General features: G+C 74.5%; 19 protein-coding genes. 7 read left to right on the forward strand and 12 right to left on the reverse strand.

Annotated features, from left to right (window positions below; all coding sequences use genetic code 11):
• Positions 1–36: 36 nt before the first annotated feature.
• From K7G61_RS31545 to K7G61_RS31560, 4 genes are all read right to left on the reverse strand, one after another.
• Positions 37–774 (reverse strand): flavodoxin family protein, encoded by a 738-nt coding sequence (locus K7G61_RS31545; RefSeq protein ID WP_225850486.1) that lies wholly within the window; start codon positions 772–774, stop codon positions 37–39.
• Positions 775–962: 188 nt separating this feature from the next.
• Positions 963–2444 (reverse strand): hypothetical protein, encoded by a 1482-nt coding sequence (locus K7G61_RS31550; RefSeq protein ID WP_225850487.1) that lies wholly within the window; start codon positions 2442–2444, stop codon positions 963–965.
• Between the two features lie 305 nt (positions 2445–2749).
• A complete protein-coding gene (locus tag K7G61_RS31555; protein ID WP_263985112.1) occupies positions 2750–3145 on the reverse strand; it encodes a DUF1801 domain-containing protein in 396 nt (131 codons plus the stop codon).
• A 165-nt stretch (positions 3146–3310) separates the two neighbouring features.
• On the reverse strand, positions 3311–3925 hold the full coding sequence (locus K7G61_RS31560; protein WP_225850489.1) for a YbhB/YbcL family Raf kinase inhibitor-like protein: 615 nt from the start codon (positions 3923–3925) through the stop codon (positions 3311–3313).
• A gap of 139 nt (positions 3926–4064) precedes the next feature.
• Between K7G61_RS31560 and K7G61_RS31565 the strand changes: the two genes are divergently transcribed.
• Positions 4065–5000 carry a helix-turn-helix transcriptional regulator gene (locus tag K7G61_RS31565; protein WP_225850490.1) on the forward strand — a complete coding sequence of 312 codons (936 nt, stop codon included), beginning with the start codon at positions 4065–4067 and terminating at the stop codon, positions 4998–5000.
• A 387-nt stretch (positions 5001–5387) separates the two neighbouring features.
• A complete protein-coding gene (locus K7G61_RS31570) occupies positions 5388–6125 on the forward strand; it encodes a class I SAM-dependent methyltransferase (protein ID WP_225850491.1) in 738 nt (245 codons plus the stop codon).
• 91 nt (positions 6126–6216) lie between these two features.
• Here K7G61_RS31570 and K7G61_RS31575 read toward each other — a convergent pair whose 3' ends face one another.
• Positions 6217–6993: a VOC family protein gene (locus K7G61_RS31575; RefSeq protein WP_225850492.1), complete on the reverse strand. Its 777-nt coding sequence runs from the start codon at positions 6991–6993 to the stop codon at positions 6217–6219.
• 26 nt (positions 6994–7019) lie between these two features.
• A complete protein-coding gene (locus K7G61_RS31580) occupies positions 7020–7880 on the reverse strand; it encodes a uracil-DNA glycosylase (RefSeq protein ID WP_225850493.1) in 861 nt (286 codons plus the stop codon).
• A 232-nt stretch (positions 7881–8112) separates the two neighbouring features.
• Between K7G61_RS31580 and K7G61_RS31585 the strand changes: the two genes are divergently transcribed.
• Entirely contained in the window at positions 8113–8484 is a 372-nt protein-coding gene (locus K7G61_RS31585; protein ID WP_225850494.1) for a DUF488 domain-containing protein, read from the forward strand.
• A 76-nt stretch (positions 8485–8560) separates the two neighbouring features.
• On the opposite strand, the gene K7G61_RS31590 is transcribed toward K7G61_RS31585, so the two are convergent.
• The gene (locus tag K7G61_RS31590) at positions 8561–9433 is read right to left on the reverse strand and encodes a helix-turn-helix transcriptional regulator (RefSeq protein ID WP_225850495.1); all 873 of its coding nucleotides are present in this window, start codon (positions 9431–9433) and stop codon (positions 8561–8563) included.
• Between the two features lie 185 nt (positions 9434–9618).
• Between K7G61_RS31590 and K7G61_RS31595 the strand changes: the two genes are divergently transcribed.
• Entirely contained in the window at positions 9619–10380 is a 762-nt protein-coding gene (locus tag K7G61_RS31595; RefSeq protein WP_225850496.1) for an SDR family oxidoreductase, read from the forward strand.
• 108 nt (positions 10381–10488) lie between these two features.
• Here K7G61_RS31595 and K7G61_RS31600 read toward each other — a convergent pair whose 3' ends face one another.
• Positions 10489–11523, reverse strand: a complete 1035-nt coding sequence (locus K7G61_RS31600; protein WP_225850497.1) for a cation diffusion facilitator family transporter — start codon at positions 11521–11523, stop codon at positions 10489–10491.
• Positions 11524–11859: 336 nt separating this feature from the next.
• Here K7G61_RS31600 and K7G61_RS31605 point away from each other — a divergent pair, with 336 nt between their 5' ends.
• Positions 11860–12273 (forward strand): hypothetical protein, encoded by a 414-nt coding sequence (locus tag K7G61_RS31605; RefSeq protein ID WP_225850498.1) that lies wholly within the window; start codon positions 11860–11862, stop codon positions 12271–12273.
• A 109-nt stretch (positions 12274–12382) separates the two neighbouring features.
• Entirely contained in the window at positions 12383–12646 is a 264-nt protein-coding gene (locus K7G61_RS31610; RefSeq protein ID WP_225850499.1) for a hypothetical protein, read from the forward strand.
• 105 nt (positions 12647–12751) lie between these two features.
• On the opposite strand, the gene K7G61_RS31615 is transcribed toward K7G61_RS31610, so the two are convergent.
• The 4 genes from K7G61_RS31615 to K7G61_RS31630 all read right to left on the reverse strand — a co-directional run bounded on the left by K7G61_RS31615 (position 12752) and on the right by K7G61_RS31630 (position 16025).
• Complete coding sequence (locus K7G61_RS31615; protein ID WP_225850500.1) at positions 12752–13087, reverse strand: YnfA family protein; 336 nt, start codon at positions 13085–13087, stop codon at positions 12752–12754.
• A gap of 289 nt (positions 13088–13376) precedes the next feature.
• Complete coding sequence (locus K7G61_RS31620) at positions 13377–14633, reverse strand: sugar MFS transporter (RefSeq protein WP_225850501.1); 1257 nt, start codon at positions 14631–14633, stop codon at positions 13377–13379.
• A 417-nt stretch (positions 14634–15050) separates the two neighbouring features.
• Complete coding sequence (locus K7G61_RS31625; protein ID WP_225850502.1) at positions 15051–15491, reverse strand: hypothetical protein; 441 nt, start codon at positions 15489–15491, stop codon at positions 15051–15053.
• A gap of 63 nt (positions 15492–15554) precedes the next feature.
• A complete protein-coding gene (locus K7G61_RS31630; protein WP_225850503.1) occupies positions 15555–16025 on the reverse strand; it encodes a MarR family transcriptional regulator in 471 nt (156 codons plus the stop codon).
• A 128-nt stretch (positions 16026–16153) separates the two neighbouring features.
• Here K7G61_RS31630 and K7G61_RS31635 point away from each other — a divergent pair, with 128 nt between their 5' ends.
• The gene (locus K7G61_RS31635; protein WP_225850504.1) at positions 16154–17632 is read left to right on the forward strand and encodes a DHA2 family efflux MFS transporter permease subunit; all 1479 of its coding nucleotides are present in this window, start codon (positions 16154–16156) and stop codon (positions 17630–17632) included.
• Positions 17633–18461 lie beyond the last annotated feature (829 nt).

The raw sequence follows: 18461 nt of genomic DNA on the forward strand, positions 1-18461 counted from the left end.
TCGCTCTTGCCGCCCGGGGGCGGCGGCCGCGTCCGATCAGCGGTGCTCGGGGTTGTCCGCGCCGCTACGGCAGCCGGCGTCCCACGCGGTGCGCTGGTTGCCGTGCGCGGGGATGCCGCCGGCGTCCTTGAGCATGCGGGCGAGGTGGAGGAGGTTCCAGGTCATGAAGGTGGTGTTGCGGTTGGTGAACTCGTTGTCCGGGCCGCCCGAGCCCGGGTCGAGGTAGGACGGCCCGGGACCGGCCGCGCCGATCCACCCTGCGTCGGCCTGCGGCGGGATCGTGTAGCCGAGGTGCTGGAGGCTGTAGAGGACATTCATGGCGCAGTGCTTGACGCCGTCCTCGTTGCCGGTGATCAGGCAGCCGCCGACCCGCCCGTAGTAGGCGTACTGGCCGCAGTCGTTGAGGAGGCTGGAGCAGGCGTAGAGCCTTTCGATGACCCGTTTGGTCACCGAGGCGTTGTCGCCCAGCCAGATGGGGCCCGCCACGACCAGGATGTCCGCGGCCATGACCTGCCGGTACAACGCGGGCCAGGCGTCGGTCCGCCAGCCGTGCTCGGTCATGTCCGGCCACACGCCGGTGGCGATGTCCAGGTCGACGGCCCGTACGACGTCGACGGCCACGCCCCGCTCCCGCATGATGCCGGCGCTGCGGTCGACCAGGCCCTGGGTGTGGCTGAGCGCGGGACTCCTCTTCAGGGTGCAGTTGACGTACAGGGCCCGCAGGTCGTCGTAGCGGGCCGGCGGCGTGTCGGGGTCGGCGGGCGCGGCGGTCAAGGGGGCCTCCCGGGTCGAGGCGCGTCGCGGGGTAGGGCACGGGCCTGCGGTCATCGTGCGCGACGGCGCTCCCGCCGGATCGGCGGTGGCGCCGCGGCCCGCCGAAGATCACTCCGTCGGCGGTGCCGCGCCGCGGCCGTCCGCGCGCACGCGGCCCGGCCCGCCGTGCACCGGCCCCTCCCGGCCGGCTACGGCTGGGCCAGGATGTCGCTGATCCGGTGGGCGTACAGGATCCGGCCGCAGGGGGTGGCGCTCTTGGCGTCGCAGGAGGAGTCCTCGGTGTCGGCGCGGTGCTCGGTGAGGGACCACAGCAGTTGCGGGCCGCCGGTGGCCTGTCCGTGCTCGACGTACATGTCCTCGGCGCCGACGGCGGTGCGCAGCTCGGAGCCGGCCACCGCGAGGGTGCCGTCGGTGCCGACGGCCGCGCGCCACAGGCTGGCGTCGCTGTAGCGATGGCTCTGGTTGAGGTACCAGTGGCCGTCGTAGCGCGCCGCGCCCTGGATCTGCTTCTCGGGCAGGTCCCAGACGCCGGCCGGCGAGACGACGCCGCCGTCGGCCGACAGGCTGCCGTCGGTGTCGTCGATGGGCAGGGCGCCGATGCGGCCGTTGCCGGTGTGGGTGGCGTCGGTGGTGCAGTACTCGCCCATGACGAGCTGGTGCGGGCTGCTGCTGCGGTCGATCGACAGGTACGACGCCTTCGGCGCGCCGCTCGCCGCGCAGGTGCCCGCGGAGGTGTTGGACTGGGCGGCGACGAAGTCGTACGACGCGGTCTGCGGCAGGACGTACCGGTAGCCGTAGGAGTACCAGACGTTGTTCTGCCGGCCCATCTGGCTGCCGTCCTGCACGTCGCTGGTCAGCCCGTCCGGGGTGGGGTCGTCGGTGGCGGGGTTCTGGTCCGGGTCCAGGTCGAGGATGTCGCGCAGGTCGAAGACGCGCAGCCCGTGCAGGGTGTCGGCGACGTAGAGCCGGTACTTGTACCAGGCCATGCCGCCCGCGTGGATGTCGATCGGCTGGTACGAGATGTGGCCGTAGGAGTTGTAGAACGGGTAGGCCAGCAGGACGTGGCGGTACTTCCCGGTGTCCGGGTCGAGCACGGACAGCCGCACGCCCTTCTCGTAGCAGGCGTTGGAACCCGCCGACGGGCAGTAGGTGTTGTCGTCGTACCAGGAGACGACGACGGGACGCTTGGTGCCCCAGTACTCGTCGGCCTGGGCGTCGGACACGCCGGTGACGGCCTGCGGGATCCACTCCTTGCCGACCGCGTCGCCGCTGTCCCAGCACCACTTGACGGCTGGCGGCAGGGGCGCGATGCCACCGTCACCGGTGCCGAACGGGTCCGTGGCGCACGCGGAGCCGCTCGTCGCGGTCCTGTTGGCCTGGTCCATCAGGTTCTGCACGCCCTGCGTCGGCAGGGCGGCGAGGAGGTCGTTCACCCGCCCGCTCAGGTCGGTGCCGGCCTTGAGGCGGAAATCGGAGGCGGTGACCGCCGGGGCGGCCGCAGCGGCCGTCACGGCGCCCGAGCGTGCCGCGGGCGGTACGGAGTCGGGTACGGAGGCAGGGCCGGCCGCCGCCCTCGCCGGCGCGGCCAGCGCCGTCGCCGACAGCAGCGCCGCGGCGAGCAGCACGGCCCGGCGGATCCGGCGGGCTCCGGTCACGTGCGGAGCTTTCATCGCTGACCTCTCCGTTCCGGCCGCTCGGGCGGCCCGCGGCGTCAAGGCCCGCGTACACGGTCCGACGGGCATGCCCGGACCGAGCGGGACCGTGCTTCACCCGTCGCCGACCATCCTGCCATCCCAAGGCATGGCCATGCCATGAACTCGGTGAACTCCAGCCCCTCCCGCCCCGGATCCAGCCCCGGGTCGCGGCCGGGACGGGACGTCGGGCGGGCCCCGCCCCGGAGCGTCCGCGGATCCCCACCGGTGACCCCCAGCGCCGCGGCGACCCGCGGGCCGCGCGAGGGCCCGGTGCGGGCGTCTCAGCCCGTCGCCTGCTTCACCAGCGCGGCGATCCGGGCCTCCACGTCCGGTGTCACCTCGGTCAGGGCGAACCCCGTCGCCCACATCGAGCCGTCGTCCAGGTGAGCCTGGTCGCTGAAGCCGAGCGTGGCGTAGCGGGTCTTGAACTTCTCCGCGCTCTGGAAGAAGCAGACGACCTTGCCGTCCCGCGCGTAGGCGGGCATCCCGTACCAGAGTTTCGGCGCGAGCCCCGGCGCGCTCGCCGTGACGACGGCGTGGATCCGCTCGGCCATGGCCCGGTCCGACGGCTGCATCCCGGCGATCTTCGCGAGCACGTCCTGTTCCGCCTCCGCCGCCTTGTCCGCGCGCGAGCCGCGGCGCGCGGCCTTGCGCATCCCCTGGGCGTGCTCCTTCATCGCGGCGCGTTCCTCGGCCGTGAACCCCTCGTACGAGCTGTCTTCGCTGCTGGTCACAGCAGGTTTCCCCCTTGACGATCGTGAGATGTGCCTGTCGGGAGGGACCTTATCCCAGCCCACCGTCAGCGGACTCGAAGCGCCGTTCGACCGGGCGGGTCGGGGGTCTCAGCGGCGGGCGGTCGCGGTGATGCGGGCGTAGCCCAGGACGTGGCCGGACATGGTGAACGCGGTGACCGTCGGCGGAGTGTCGGCCGGCAGCCCCAGGCTGGGCAGGTCCAGCGCGTACACCGTGATCCGGTAGTGGTGCGCGATGTCGCCGGCCGGCGGGCAGGGGCCCAGGTAGCCCTTCGCTCCGGCGTCGTTGGTACCGGCCACCGCGCCCGCGGGCACACCCGTGGTGTCCAGGCCGGTGTCGGCCGCCGGGATGTCCCAGCTCACCCAGTGCCAGAAGCCGGCTCCGGTCGGCGCGTCCGGGTCGAACATGGTGACGGCGTAGCTGCGGGTGCCGGCCGGGGCGCCGTGCCATGACAGGCGCACCTGCTGGTTGCCGCCCGTGCAGCCGAAGGCGTTCGCCCAGGCGGTGGCCGGGAAGGAGCCTCCGTCGCGCACGTCGGGGCTGGTGACGGCGAACCGCGCGGCGCCTTCCGGGATGCCCGCGCGGATCCGCGTGTGGCCGTAAGCGGGCTGATGGGGGGTCACGCCGTGGGCCGCGACGGTCCCGCCGGTGATGACGGCCGCGGTGGCCGCGACGGCGGCGCCGATGCGATGGGCGGTCCTCATGTCGTCCTCCTGCTTCCGTGTGTGTGCTCCCCACGATCGGGCGAGGCGGGCGGGGCGAGGAAGGCTGTACGGAACCTGGCATCGGCAGTGCCAGGCTGCCGGGTGGACGGCGGGTGGCGCGGCCGTGGAGCATGGGCTCGTGGCGGACGACCCGGGACAGCGGCGCGACGGCGCCGCGCCGCGGCACGCCGGCGGCGAGGGGCCCCGGCGGCCCGAACTGGCCCAGTTCCTCCGGGCGATGCGCGCCCGGATCGGCCCGCGGGAGGCGGGGCTCCCCGATGTCGGCCGCCGCCGGACACCAGGACTGCGGCGGCAGGAGGTCGCCCAGCTCGCGGCGGTCAGCGTCGACTGGTACATCCGCCTGGAGCAGGGCAGGGTGGGCGTCCCGGGGACGGCGGTGCTGGACGCGGTCGCAGCGGCCCTGCGGCTGTCGCCGGCCGAGCGGCGGCACCTGTACCTGGTGGCCCGGGGCGAGGCACCGCCGGTCGCCTACACCCCCGCGCCGGTCACCGCGTCGCTGCGCACCCTGCTGGACGGCATGCCGGTGTGGCCCGCCTACGTGGTCGACTTCCGCACGGACGTCCTGGCCCGCAACGCCGCCGCGGCCGCGCTGTTCGGGGAGGACTTCGGCACGGGACGGGCGGCCAACGCCTCGCGCCTGCTGTTCGACCCGTCCTCGGCCCTGCGCGCCGCGCAACTGGACTGGGAGCGGATCGCCCGCGAGGCGGTGGGAAACCTGCGGGCCAACCACGCCCGCCATCGCGACGACCCCGGGATGTCCGCACTCGTCGCCGAACTGCGCCTGCTGAGCCCGCAGTTCGGGATCTGGTGGGACGACCACACCATCGGCACCCGCAGCCACGGCACGAAACGGCTGCGCCACCCGAGCGCCGGAGAACTGACGGTCCGTTACGACGTCCTGGCCACCTGCGACGGCTCCGAGCAGTACCTGCTCGCCCTGACGCCCGCCGATCCCGCGACCGAACGCGCCCTGCGCCGCCTTGTCACGGACCGCGACGAGCGGCTCGGGGCACCCAACGTGCACGCGATCGGCCCCCGGGCGAGCGGCCTGTGACGCGGTGACGCGGTGACGCGAGGGCTCCGGGGCCCGGTGACACGGTGACGCGAGGGCGGCTCAGGACCTCGGGCGTCGGTGACGCGCTGACCGGTGACGCGCTGACCGGTGACGCGCTGACCGGTCACGCGCTGACCGGTCACGCGGTGGCCGGGCGCCGCCGGTGCCCCGCGCACGCCGCCCGTTCCGCCGGCTCGGCCTCCTCGGCGGACCCGACCTCGCGGGTGAGGGGTACGCCGGGCATGGCCGGCCGCCCGCCGGGCGCGCGGGGCCGGGACAGCGGCGCCCGGAACCGTAAACCGGTTGCCGGGCCGCGGGTGTCCTCGATCGAATGCCCCCATGATTGGTGGAGACGGTGGAGACGGTGGAGACGGCCGTGCGGACCATGTGGCGCGGAACCGCCGTTACTGGGACGAGCAGGCATCCGCGTGGCACGGGCCGCTCGCCCGCGATCATTGGTCCCAGCGGGAGCCGCGGTGGGGGCTGTGGGCCACCCCTGAGTCGCGGGTCTCCATGCTCCCCGAGGGCGTGGCCGGGATGCGCGCCGTCGAACTGGGCTGCGGCACGGCCTACGTCTCCGCCTGGCTGGCCAGGGCCGGGGCCCGCCCGGTCGGGATCGACCTGTCGCGCGAGCAGCTCGCGACCGCCCGCGCGATGCAGGCGGAGTTCGGCATCGGCTTCCCCCTCGTACTGGGCAGCGCCGAGGAGGTGCCCCACCGCGACAACACCTTCGACCTGGCGATCAGCGAGTACGGCGCCTCGTTGTGGTGCGACCCCCACCGCTGGATCCCGGAGGCGGCCCGGCTCCTCGTCCCCGGCGGCCACCTCGTCTTCCTGCGCCGCTCACCGCTCTACGCCCTGTGCGCGCGGCCGGAGGGGCCGGCGTCCGCCGCCCTTTCCCGCGGACAGTTCGGCCTGGAGCGGCTGGACTGGGGCGGCCGCGTGGAGTTCGTCCTGCCGCACGGCGAGATGCTGCGCGTGCTGCGCTCCTCCGGCTTCGTCGTCGACGACCTGATCGAGATCCAGGCGCCGCGGGTCGCGCCCCGGGACTACGCGGAGGTTCCCGCGGACTGGGCCCGCCGGTGGCCCAGCGAGGAGATCTGGAAGGCCCGGCTGGCCGGCTGAGGGCCGGCCGTCCCGGCGGCGGGCCGGGCGCACGGGCGTGGGCGGGCCGGCCGTACCGCCGAAACCCGCCCGTGCCGTCAGCAGCCGCGGATCACACCGGGGGAGCAGGGGGCGCGGCGGCGTCCGGCAAGGACGGGGCGAGGACGCAGAACTCGTGGCCGTCCGGATCGGTGAGGCACGTCCACGGCACGTCGCCCTGGCCGAGATCGAGGTCGGCGGCGCCCAGGGCCCGCAGCCGGGCCACCTCCGCCGCCTTGTCGTCACCGGGGTACGGGAGCAGGTCGAGATGGAGGCGGTCCGGCACGGTCTTCACACCGGGAACGCGGAGGAATTCCAGGTACGGGCCGGTGCCCCCGGCCGAGCGCAGCACCGCGTGATCGCCGGTCACCTCCAGCAGGGTCCAGTCCAGTGCCGCGTCCCAGAACCGGGCCATGGCCCGGGGATCCGCGCAGTCGACCACCACCGCGGCGATCGGCCCGGTGTCCCGGTAGACCTCCCTGGGCTCCAGCACGCAGAACTCGTTGCCCTCCGGGTCGGCGAGGACCGTCCACGGCACGTCGCCCTGGCCCACGTCGGCGGGCCTCGCCCCCAGGGCCCTCAGGCGCGCGACCAGCTCCTCCTGGTGCGCCGCCGAGGTGGTGGCGAGGTCGAGGTGCACCCGGTTCTTCACCGCCGTCTTGGCCTCCGGGACGGGCACGACGTCGATGCCGACGGCGACCGGGTCCGGCCAGACCAGGCCCCCGGCGGGCCCGACGTAGGTGGTCACGCCGGGGCTGTAGGCGCACCAGCCGAGCGCCCGCGCCCAGAACCGGCCGACCGCCGCGGCGTCGACAGCCTTGATGTTCACCTGGACGGGTCGCAGCGCCATGCCGATGATCCTACGGGCGGCGGGTGTCAGGTGGCCGGTCCGCCGTCGTGCGGCCGCGCCGGGAGCCCGTCGGGGCCGGGGAGGCCGGGGAGGCCGGCGAGGTCCGTGGGGCCGGCGAGCCCGGCGAGGTCCGCGCCGCGGCGCAGCACGTCGCGGAGCATGGCGGGGGTCAAGGTGCGGGTCGCCATGTTGCGGTGGCTGGGGTGGTAGCTGCCGACCAGGTGCAGCGGGCCCCGGCCGGCGCGGTCGTGGAGCGCGACCTCGGCTCCGTGGCCGAAGACCGGGCGCGGCCGGGGCACCGCCCACCCGGCGGCGGCCAGCACCGGCAGCAGCGCCTGCCACGCGAAGGCGCCGAGCACCACGACCGCCTGGAGGGTGGGCCGCAGCAGGTCCAGTTCGCGGGCCAGCCAGGGCCGGCAGGTGTCCCGTTCGGCGGTGGTGGGCCGGTTGCCGGGCGGGGCGCAGTGGACCGGCATCGTGATCCGCACCCCGCGCAGTTCCATCCCGTCGTCCCGGTCGGTGGCGGTCGGCCGGGAGGCCAGCGCGATCCCGTACAGGGCCGCGAACAGCGCGTCGCCCGAGGGGTCGCCGGTGAAGACGCGTCCGGTGCGGTTCCCGCCGTGCGCGGCCGGCGCCAGGCCGACGATCACCAGTGGCGCGTCCGGCGGGCCGAAACCGGGCACGGGACGCGCCCAGTAGTCCCAGTCCATGAACGCCCGGCGCTTGACCCGCCCGGTCTCCTCCCGCCAGTCCACCAGCCGCGGGCACGCCCGGCAGCCGGCCAGCACCGTGTCCAGTTCGCCGAGGTCCCCCGCCCGCGCGGCCTCCCGCGCGGGGAACCGCGAGGACGCGGGCGGGGTGCGTCCACCGGGCACTGCCTGCTCCACCGTGCTCCTCTTCCGCACGCCGTGGCGTGCCTCGCCGCCCGACCCGGCCGCGCCCGCGGTGACCGGCCCCGCGTGATCCCGGCGGTCCCGGGCGCCTCGACCGGTCCGCATGGCCCGGCCCCGGGCCGGCCCGATAAAATGGCCGGGTCCAGACCATCCGCTCCGCGCCGGCGGTACGGAGCCGCCCACCCGCCGCGGCCGGGGCGGCCGACCGATCGGGAAGGGCGTCGCCATGACCGGACGGATCACCTGTCGCCGAGTCTACGAGGAGACCTCCTCCCGCGAGGGCAGGCGCGTACTCGTCGACCGGGTCTGGCCCCGCGGCATGCGCAAGGAGGACGCGCACCTGGACGAATGGCTGCGTGACGTGGCCCCGTCGAGCGAGCTGCGCAAGTGGTACGGCCACGAGCCCGGCCGCTTCACCGAGTTCCGCCGCCGCTACCTGGCCGAACTGCGCGACGCCGACCACCGCGAAGCGGCCGACCGCCTGCGCGAGCTGGCCGCGCACGACAAGCTCACGCTCCTGACCGCCACCAAGGACGTGGACCACAGCCAGACCGCCGTCCTCGCCGCATGGCTGACCGGGCAGCACGGGAAAGGGTGACGGGCACCTGCGGACGCCCCGGTCACCGACCATGGCGCGGGCGTCCTGGCCGCGGCGACGGGACGGCACACGTTCGTCAGGGGGTCCTTTCGGCCGGGTCGTTCGCCTGCCCGGCGTGCGCCGCGCCGGCGGACTCGGTGTGCGAGAGCGCGGCGAGGAGCCGCAGCTTCTCGTCGCTGTCGCTGCCCTTGTCGGGGTAGTAGACCACCAGGAGGACGTCGTCGACGGGGAGCTTGTCCCGGTGGAGGCGCAGGTCACCGACGACGGGGTGGTGGACCGTGGCCGTGCCTCCGTCCAGACCGCGGACGTCGTGGCGGGCCCACAGCGTGCGGAACCGCTCACTGGACAGCGCGAGTTCCCCGACGAGCTCGACGAAGCGGGGATTGTCCGTGTCGTCGCCGACAGTGGTGCGCAGGGCGGCGACGAGATCGGCCGTGGCTTTCGTCCAGTCCTGCTGGAAGGCTTGTTCCTCGGGATCGAGGAGGACGGAACGCAGCCGGTTCCGACCCGGCCGCAGCTGGGGGTTCAGCGCGACGGCCATGGGGTTGGAGGCCAGGACGTCGAACGCACGCCCTTCGACGAACGCCGGGATCTGAAGGTGGGCGAGCAACTCGTGCACCCGCGCCGGTACGTGCTCGGGCCGCTTGCGGCGCGGCGCCCTGGGGCGTGCCGACGCGAGACCGAGCAGATACGTCCGCTCGATCTCGTCGAGCCGCAGGACGCGTGCGAGTGATTCGAGGACCTGAGGTGAGGGGTTCTTGTCACGTCCCCGTTCCAGGCGCAGGTAGTAGTCGGGGCTGATTCCGGCGAGCAGGGCCACCTCCTCACGGCGCAGGCCGGGCACGCGGCGGGTCCCGCCGGGCGGCAGTCCCGCCTGAGCCGGGGAGACCAGCTCGCGCCGGGCGCGCAGGTAGCTGCCGAGCCGGTTGCCGGATTCCTCGTCGTTCATGCCAACACCGTAATGCGGTGCGGGTGCCTCAGCGGGGGCCCTGTCAGGACCAGGGAAGACGGGGGCTCTGCCACACCCGGCGGATCCCGTCAAGACTGCGGTGGCACGTGAGACAGACAGTGGACATCGCTGTCCGCGCCGCGGGCCCGCACGCTCTCGGCGCGCTGAACCGAAGGGAAGATCTGATGGACCTCTCCAACCGCACCGTCTTCGTCGTCGGCGGGACCTCGGGCATCGGGCGGGAGCTGGCCCGGCGGTTCGCGGCGGCGGGCAGCACGGTCGCCGTCGGCGGCCGCAACCCGGAGGCGCTCTCGGAACTCGCCGGGGAAGGGTTCGGCGCGTTCGGCATCGACGTCACGGACAGCGCTTCCGTCGCGTCCGCCCGCGACGCCGTGCTCGCCCGGTACCCCGGGCTGGACACGGTGGTGACGATGTCGGGAGTCATGCTCCTGGAGGACCTGCGCGACCCAGCACACTTCGAGGTGGCGGAGACGACGATCGACACCAACCTGGTCGGCACCGTCCGGGTCGTCGACGCCTTCACCCCGCACCTGGTCCAGCGGGGCGCCGGCACCTTCGTCACGGTCACCTCCGGCATCGCCTTCCTGCCGTTCCCGCCCATGCCCAGCTACGCCGCCTCGAAGGCCGCGGTGCACGCCTACTCCGAGGCGCTGCGCGCGCAGCTCGACGGCACCGGTGTCGGCGTCGTCGAGCTCGTTCCCCCGGCGGTCGCCACAGCGGGCCAGGAGAAGGTGAACCCGCACGCACTGCCGCTCCACGACTTCGCCACCGAGGTCATGCACCTGCTCGCGCAGGACCCCACCCCCCACGAGATCCTCGTGAAGGGCGTCCTCATGCACCGCTGGGCCGAACGCGACGGCACCTACGACGACCTCGTCGCGCAGCGCTCCCGGGCCCTGACCATGCTCCCCGGTCGCGAAGGCTGACAGCCTCCCCCCGGATCGCCGGCCTCCTCCGGCGCACGGGCCCGTCCGTACGATGGAACCGCCCTCGGGCCGGGGCGCGGTCGCCCGCTCGGGTCGCCGGGCCGTGGGTCAGTGCCGGTGCGGGCCGCGGTGGTGGACCGGGCCGTGGGCGTCCTCGCCGTGCGGCTCCTCGGTGTCGGCGGGCGGACGGCTGGTGATCTGCAGCAGTTCCGCGTCGTCGTTCTGGCCGAGGTGGTCGACCTGCAGTGTGGCGTGGGTGATGTCGTACGTCGCGCGCAACTGCCGCTGCAGGGTCCGGCGCACGGCGTGGCAGTCGCCGCCGGGCACGACCAGGACGTGTGCGGACAGGGCCACCTGGCCCGAGGTGATCTGCCAGATGTGCAGGTCGTGGATCTCGGCGACCTGATCGGTGGCGGCGAGGCGGTCGCCGACGGCGTCGGGGTCCATCCCGGCCGGGGCGGCTTCCAGGAAGATCCGGCCGGCGTCGCGGACCAGGCCGGTGCCGGCCTTGACCATCAGGACCACCACGACCAGGGAGGCGATGGCGTCGGCGCGGCTGAAGCCGGTGGTCACCATGACCACGCCCGCGATGACGGTGGCGACGAAGGCGAACAGGTCGGTGAGGATGTGCTGGAAGGCGCCCTCGACGTTCAACGAGGTGCGGTTGGCCTTCGACAGCGCCCACGTCGCACCCAGATTGACCGCCACGCCGACCAGCGCGGTGGCGAGCACCAGCCCGCCGGCGACCTCGGGCGGGCTGACCAGGCGGCGGACGGCCTCGTAGACCAGCCATGCCGACAGCACCAGCAGCGTGATGCCGTTGGCCTGCGCCGACAGGATCTCCGCCCGCTTCAGGCCGTACGTGTAGTCCCCGCGGGGCGGGCGGGCCGCCAGCCGCATCGCCACCAGCGCCAGCACGATCGAGGCGGCGTCGGTGAGCATGTGCGCGGCGTCCGAGAGCAGCGCCAGGGAGTGCGCGAGGAACCCGGCCGCGACCTCCCCCGCCATGAACGCCGTGATCAAGGCGAGCGCGATGACCAGCCAGCGCCGGTCCGCGTCGGCGGCGACGCCGTGGGAGTGCCCGGCGTGCCCGCCGCCGTGCCCGTGGCCGTGCGCGCCGTCCAGGTCGTGCTGCTCGCTCATGACGTCCTTCGTCCGCTCGGTGGGGGTACGGCTGCCGCCAGCCAACCGCACGGGTGCCCCGACCGCCAAAGCCTGCAGTGAAGACCGTTGTCATACCCGCGCCCGCGAGGCGGGAGGGGCGACTGGACGGCGGGGCGGGCCCGCCGACGCGCCACCGTCTCACCGCCGCAACGCCGTCGGCGCGCGCGGGACGAACCGCGGGGGAGCCGTTGCGAGGCGTCAAGTCCGGGCCGCCGCCGGTGCCATATATCGCTGATATAGGTGAATTCTGACAAATGCAAGGATATGGCGGCCGTGGCAGGGGATTTCCTGGGCATGACGCCGGAGGGAGGGGCCATGGCGTACACCAGCGGCGGCCGGCGTCCGAGCCGTCGGCGCACGGGTCGGGCCGTCCTGCTCGTGGCGATGATCGTCCTGCTGCACGCCCTGTCCACCGCCGGCCTGCGCTACGCCGCACTGCCCGACGGCGACCGCCCCCACCAGGCCCTCACGCTCCCGCACCCCGCGGACCGCGTCCCGCCGCGGCTCGGCCTCCCCCCGGAGGGCGAGGGTCACCACTCCCATCCGGCCGAGGGGCCGTGCGCGGCCGCGGCCGTCCACGTGCAGACCGCCGCGACCGGCACCGCGTGCGCCCTGACCGCCCCGGCCGCCTGGGGCGGCACCGGGACGGACACCGCCGCCACCCACGCCTCACCCGCGGCGCCCGGCTCCGCCCTCACGTCCTTCCACGGCACCGTCCTGCGCTGCTGACGGGGCCCGGCCGCCCCCCGCCACCGACTCGTCCGCACGACGCGGAACGACGGCGGGGACGCGGCCGCCGCAGCCCCCATCACCCCGCCTCGCGCAGGAAGGACCCGTCGTGCCCAGCGACCCCTACCGGGCCGTTGCCGCGCTCGTGCGCGCCGAAGCAGCCCGCAGCAACTCCGTCCCGCTGACCCCGCGCCTCCCGCACCAGTCCACCGTTCCCCCCGACGGCACGCACGAGCAGGCCCAGGGGCACACGCGACCCGACGCCGAGGAGGACAAGGCGCCGCCGGTCCCACGCAACGGGCCACGACGGTACGGGCGGCTGCGCGCGGCGCTGGCCGCGCTGCTGCGCGACGCGAGCAGGCGGCGCACGTAACGGCCCCGCTCGCCCCGGGCCGGGCTCGCCCCGCGCGGCGGCATACGGATGCGGCGGCGGGCAGGGCGGCCATTGTGTTCGGAGCTTTCAGGGCGCCCGGCCCGGTCAGTGGCGGCGGGGCGCGTACATGATCACGGCCATGCCCGCCAGGCAGATCGCGGCGCCGATCAGGTCGAAGCGGTCGGGGCGGTAGCCGTCGGCGACCCGGCCCCAGGCGAGGGAGCCGGCCACGAAGACCCCGCCGTAGGCGGCGAGGACGCGGCCGAAGTCGGCGTCGGGCTGCAGCGTGGCGACGAACCCGTACACGCCGAGCGCGACCACGCCGGCACCGATCCAGAGCCACCCGCGGTGCTCGCGCACGCCCTGCCAGACCAGCCACGCGCCACCGATCTCGAACAGGGCGGCGACGACGAACAGGGCGGCGGAACGCGCGACGGTCATGGCCCGGGAGCCTACCGGCGGCCAGGGGGCGCGATCACGAGCGGGCCGCCGCTCGCCGTACGACAGCACGCCCCCTCGCCCACACGGGCAGGTGCCGCGGGGGGAAGGTGCGACGCGCCCGAGCCACCGGCTGACGGGGACGAGCGCGCCCCCGCGGTCATTTCCGGCAGCGGCGGCCGGCCACGACGGACGCCTCCGTTCCGGCAAGGCCGCAGCGGCCCGCGGTGGCCCGCGGCGGCGCGCGGTGGCCCGCGGTGGCCCGCGCAAAGCAGCGCCCGTTCGGGGGCCGTCACCGAGGCGCGGCGTCCGGTACCGGTTCCGCGTCGGGCGCGCTGTCCCGCGGGGACCGTATGGCCGAGGTCAGGAGCGCGGCGACGCCCAGGAGGACGGCGACCGAGGTCATGGCCCGCAGGACGGTCAGGTGGTCGGCGAGGAGGCCGACGGAGGGCGGTCCGGCGAGGAAGGCGCAGTATCCGACGGAGGCGATGACGCTCACCCGGCCGGCGGCGTACCGGGGCTCGTCGGCGCCCGCGCTCATGCCGACGGGGAAGCCGAGCGAGGTGCCGAGGCCCCACAGGACCACTCCGGCGAACGCCAGGGGGGTCGCCGGGGCGAGGACGAACAGCAGCGAGCCTGCGATCCCGAGAACGGCCAGCGCGCGCAGAACGGGGACGCGGCCGTGCCGGTCGAGCAGCGCGGGCCCGAACCAGCGCCCGAGGGTCATCGCGGACAGGAACACGGCGAACGCGAGGGTTCCGGTCACGGCCGCCGTGCCGTAGCCGTCGATGGTGGCGATGCCGACCCAGTCGTTGCCGGTTCCCTCGGCGAAGGCGAAGGTGAGGACGAACAGGCCGATCAGCAGCGTGCGGGGTTCGCGCCAGGCGGCCAGCGGGCCGCGCGCGGCGGCCCCGCCGTGCTCCTCCGGTGCCCCCGCGTCGTCCCCCGCGTCGTCGCGCAGGAACATGCCGGTCCCCCAGGGCACGACGACCGCGACCACCACCGCGACGAACAGCAGGTGCGCGGTGACCGGTATGTGGGCCGCGACCAGGGCCGCGCCGGTGAGGGCCCCCGCGACGGTGCCCAGGCTGAAGCCGGCGTGGAAGCGGGACATGACGGAGCGGCCGAGACGACGCTCGACCACCGCCGCGTGGACGTTCATCGCCACGTCCCAAGCGCCGTTGGCGAAGCCGAGGAGGAACAGTCCGGCCACGACCGGGGCGAGACCGCCGAGGTACCCGAGGGCCACGGTGGTCAGGCTCACGGCCATGAGCGCGGCCATGGCGGTGACGGTGCGCCTGGAACCGAGTCGGTCGACCACCGGCCCGGCGAGCGGGAGGGCGACGAGCGAGCCGGCGGCGATGGCGAGAAGCACGAGACCGAGGCGCGCCGGGGACAGATGGAGGTGGTCGCGGACCTGTGGGATGCGCGAAGCCCAGCCGGCGAACGCGAAGCCGGAGCCGGCGAAGGCGATGTACGTGGCCATGGTGGCGCGGCGCAGGCCCCGCGGCGAAGGGACCGCCGTGGCGACGGCGGGGGCGGACGACATAGGCGCGATCTCCTGGCGGCTGGACGGCTGGCTGCAACCGTACCCACGTCGCCCTCCCGCCCGGCCCTCCGGGCGTCGCCGTTCTCCAGCCGCACGCGCCGCCCCAAGGCGCGCTCCGACCCGTCGAGTCGATCGATGCGCCCGCGCACCGGACGCCCTCTCGAAGGGGGGAGCGCGTCGCCCCGTGACAGCCGCCGCCCGGGCCCCCGGCACGCGCGGGCACCACCGGCCAGGCCGCGCCCGGCCGGTGGTCGACTCCCGCCGGAGCCCGGAGCCCGGAGCCCGGAGCCCGGAGCCCGGAGCCCGGAGCCCGGAGCCCGGAGCCCGGAGCCCGGAGCCCGGAGCCCGGAGCCCGGAGCCCGGAGCCCGGAGCCCGGAGCCCGGAGCCCGGACGGAGGTGCCCGGCGGGCGGACGCCCTACCCGGCCACGCGGTCGAACGCGCCGTTCGCGACGGAACCGGGGTCGGTCTGCAGCAGGTCGATCTTCCTGCCCCCGTCGACGACCGCGATCACGTAGTGGGCGACGACACCGGTGCTCCGCACCGCCGTCAGGGTGCCGGTGCAGTCGGCGGCCAGCGTGTAGGTGTCGTTGGCGGTGAACGTGGTCACCTCCGACCTGTTCGCCAAGGTGACCTTGATGCCGGTGGCGGTGCCGTCGCCGTGGAAGACCGTCATCGACTGGAGGTTGAACGGCCCGGTGTTGGAGGTGCCCATGATGTTGCCGGCGTAGGCGCCGCGCAGGGTCGCCACCGAGCATCTCTCGTGCACAGGGGCGGCGTGGGCGGGGGAGGTGGCGGTCAGGACGGTGGTGGCGATCATGGCGCCTGTGGCGGCGGTGACCGCGAGTTTGTTGATCATGACGTCCGAAACGAGCGACCGGCGGCGAGGTCACCTTCGGTGCCGCCATCCGGGCGGCCCGCCTTACTCCAGGGGGCCGGGCGGGGCGTCGGGGACGGCCGTGCGCAGCGTGGACAGGAGGTCGAGGAGGGTGGCGCGCTGGGCCGGTGTGAGGGCCGAGGTCGCCGTGGCCAGGGCCGCCCGGTCGATCTCCTCGGCTTTCGCGTGGACCGTGCGGCCCACCGGGGTGAGCGTCAGCAGGAAGGCGCGGCGATCGGTGGGGTGCCGGACCCGCTCGACCAGGCCCTCCCGCTCCAGCGCGTCGACCAGGGAGGTGACGGTACGCGGGGCGATGCCCAGCGCCTCGCCGAGGTCGCGCATGCGCAGCGGCTCGGTGGTCGTGGCCAGCGCCCGCAGCAGCCGCAGACGGGACACGGACAGGCCGTGGCAGCGCAGTTGGGCGTCGACGTACGTGCGCAGCCGCACCGTCGTACGGAAAAGGTCGTCGACCAGGACGTCACTGCTGCGGGTCTCCACCACGGTGTTCCGCCTCACTCCCTCTACGAGCTCCACCTGTTGTGCGTCGACTCATAGTGAGTAGACTCAGCATATCGGCTGTGCGCCGACCCAACCGTATGTCCGCCGACCGCCGCGGACCGCCCCGGGCCCGGGGAAGGAGCAGCATGCCCGGCCGCCGCCTCGATCAGCGCCTGGTCGTACCCGTCATGTTCGTCGCCACGTTCTTCCTCGTGGTGCTGGACGGTGCGATCACCACCGTCGCGCTGCCGTCCATCGCCCGCCAGTTCGGCGTGTCGGCGGCCGGCAGCGACAGCGTCGCCGTGGTGTACCCGGTGTGCGTGGGCATCTCCATCCCGCTGTCCGGCTGGCTCGGCGACCGCTTCGGCGGCAAGCCGGTGCTGATCGGCGCGATGGGGCTGTTCACCGCGGCGTCCGTGCTCTGCGGGACCGCGGACGGCCTCGGCCGACTCGTCCTCTACCGGGGCCTGCAGGGCCTGGCCGGGGGGCTGCTCATGCCGGTGGCCGGCGCGATGCTCTTCCGCACGTTCACGCCGGCCGAGCGGGTGCGGGCCTCGCGCGTCATGACCATCCCGCAGCAGGCCGCGCCGGCCATCGCGCCCATGCTCGGCGGCGTGCTCGTCGACGACCTCTCCTGGCGCTGGGTCTTCTACGTCAACCTTCCCCTCGGCGTTGCCACCTGCCTCTTCGGCCTGCTCTTCCTCGACAACCCCCGCCATCCGGCACCCGGCAGGCTCGACGTGCCCGGCCTCCTGCTGTCCGCCGGGGCGATGTCGCTGCTGATGTACGGGGTGTGCGAGGGCGCCCGGCAGGGCTGGTCGTCCCCGGCGATCGCCGGCAGCCTCGCCGCCGCGGCCGTACTGGTGGCGGCGACCATCGTCGTCGAACTGCGCACTCCCGCCCCGGCCTTGCGGCTGCGGCTGTTCAAGGACGCCGTTTTCAGGGACACCAAGGTGATCGGCCTGATAGGCGTGGTGCCGTTCATGGGCGCGATGTACGCGGCCCCGCTGTTCATCCAGGAGGCCCAGGGCGGGTCCGCCCTGCGCTCCGGCACCAGCACCTTCACCGAGGCCATCGGCGTGGCCCTGACCGTGCAGGTAGTGGCGCGGCTGTACGACAGGGTCGGCCCGCGGTTGATCATCGCCGGCGGACTGCTGTTCGTCACGGTCGTGCTGGGGTGCATGACGAACGTGGACGCCGGTACGGGGGCGTGGGACATGCGGCTCTACATGTTCCTGCTGGGGCTCGGCATGGGCGCGGTGTTCATGCCGCTCACGGTGGCCTCGGTCAGCACGGTCGGCAAGGAGGACATGGGCCAGGCGACCACCCTCGGCGGCGTGGTGTTCCAGCTCACCACGGCACTGGCGCCCGCTTTGGTGGCGTCCCTGCTCATCGCCGGCACCCCGCACGGCCTGCGCACCGCGCCGCCCTCCACGTACCGGACCGTCTACCTGGTCCTCGCCGTGATGTGCGCGGCGGCCACGCTCTTCACGCTCAAGCTGGAGGACGCGCCGGCCCGCGGCAATCCGCCCCGGCCCCGGAGCCCGCGTGCGCCGCGCGTCCCGCGTCTGCCGCGCCGCAGGCGAGCGGGGGCGGCGGCCGAGGCGAGTGGACCGCGAGGCTGAGGCTCGTGGCGCGGCGCTCGCCCTGCCGTACACATTCCGCGGCCCGGCGCATCCGTAAGCCCATTTTCGGTGGAACGGCCCTGACCGGGGTGCCGGCACCCTGCGGCACACGACTGCCCGGACCGCCGGGTCGTCCGGGTGCGGGGAGTAGGCCGGTCCCCCGTGACCTGCGGCTACGGAAGCGTGGACGGGGCACGCCCGGCGCGTGGCCGGCGACCCGGGCGATGGAGCGGTGCGGTGCCGGACCGCGGAACCGTGCAGCACCCTTGAGTTGGGCCCCGCCATGTGTCAGTCTCATGCCACCTGCCGCCTGGTGTACAGGGGGCACGTGTGCCATTCATCTCCATGCGATCCCCCCACGGCGAGGGTTGTGAGCGCTCACAACGACGCGACCCTCATGCAGGAGTGCCTCATGACCACAGCAGTGCGTCCCCCCTCCGCTGCCCGCGTCCGCGGACCAGGAGCGCGCGTCACCTGACGGTGGGATCCGACCACGGCCATCGCCCGTAGGGCCCGCCCGCCCGTACGCATGGCCCTCCCGCCGACCGTCGCGCCGACGTCCCGTCGACCGCGCTCGCCGACGGCGGCACCCGCGCACCGCGCCGATGGCGCGCGGGTGTCCTGACCCCGGGCACGGCGCCGAATGTCCGGGCGCCCAACGCGGCCGGTGTGCGGTGCGGTTCCTCGTGTACGCCCCGGCCGGTGGGCCGCGGACGACGGTCGCCATCCGCTGCGTGGATGCCTCAAGGGATACGGACGGCCACACCACAGGCCCCCGTCGCCCGTCCGGACGGCATCGGCGGCTGAACGGCGGCGGCTCGACGACGGG

Source organism: Streptomyces sp. HPF1205, from assembly GCF_020400825.1.
Classification (GTDB): Bacteria; Actinomycetota; Actinomycetes; order Streptomycetales; family Streptomycetaceae; genus Actinacidiphila.

What these genes read in the sequence shown, in the direction of transcription:
- K7G61_RS31635 (WP_225850504.1), top strand. Translation starts at nt 16,154, where the DNA reads ATGCCCGGCCGCCGCCTCGATCAGCGCCTGGTCGTACCCGTCATGTTC.
- K7G61_RS31590 (WP_225850495.1), bottom strand. Translation starts at nt 9,433, where the DNA reads ATGAACGACGAGGAATCCGGCAACCGGCTCGGCAGCTACCTGCGCGCC.
- K7G61_RS31615 (WP_225850500.1), bottom strand. Translation starts at nt 13,087, where the DNA reads ATGACCGTCGCGCGTTCCGCCGCCCTGTTCGTCGTCGCCGCCCTGTTC.
- K7G61_RS31620 (WP_225850501.1), bottom strand. Translation starts at nt 14,633, where the DNA reads ATGTCGTCCGCCCCCGCCGTCGCCACGGCGGTCCCTTCGCCGCGGGGC.
- K7G61_RS31595 (WP_225850496.1), top strand. Translation starts at nt 9,619, where the DNA reads ATGGACCTCTCCAACCGCACCGTCTTCGTCGTCGGCGGGACCTCGGGC.
- K7G61_RS31585 (WP_225850494.1), top strand. Translation starts at nt 8,113, where the DNA reads ATGACCGGACGGATCACCTGTCGCCGAGTCTACGAGGAGACCTCCTCC.
- K7G61_RS31625 (WP_225850502.1), bottom strand. Translation starts at nt 15,491, where the DNA reads ATGATCAACAAACTCGCGGTCACCGCCGCCACAGGCGCCATGATCGCC.
- K7G61_RS31550 (WP_225850487.1), bottom strand. Translation starts at nt 2,444, where the DNA reads ATGAAAGCTCCGCACGTGACCGGAGCCCGCCGGATCCGCCGGGCCGTG.
- K7G61_RS31605 (WP_225850498.1), top strand. Translation starts at nt 11,860, where the DNA reads ATGGCGTACACCAGCGGCGGCCGGCGTCCGAGCCGTCGGCGCACGGGT.
- K7G61_RS31600 (WP_225850497.1), bottom strand. Translation starts at nt 11,523, where the DNA reads ATGAGCGAGCAGCACGACCTGGACGGCGCGCACGGCCACGGGCACGGC.
- K7G61_RS31575 (WP_225850492.1), bottom strand. Translation starts at nt 6,993, where the DNA reads ATGGCGCTGCGACCCGTCCAGGTGAACATCAAGGCTGTCGACGCCGCG.
- K7G61_RS31555 (WP_263985112.1), bottom strand. Translation starts at nt 3,145, where the DNA reads ATGAAGGAGCACGCCCAGGGGATGCGCAAGGCCGCGCGCCGCGGCTCG.
- K7G61_RS31560 (WP_225850489.1), bottom strand. Translation starts at nt 3,925, where the DNA reads ATGAGGACCGCCCATCGCATCGGCGCCGCCGTCGCGGCCACCGCGGCC.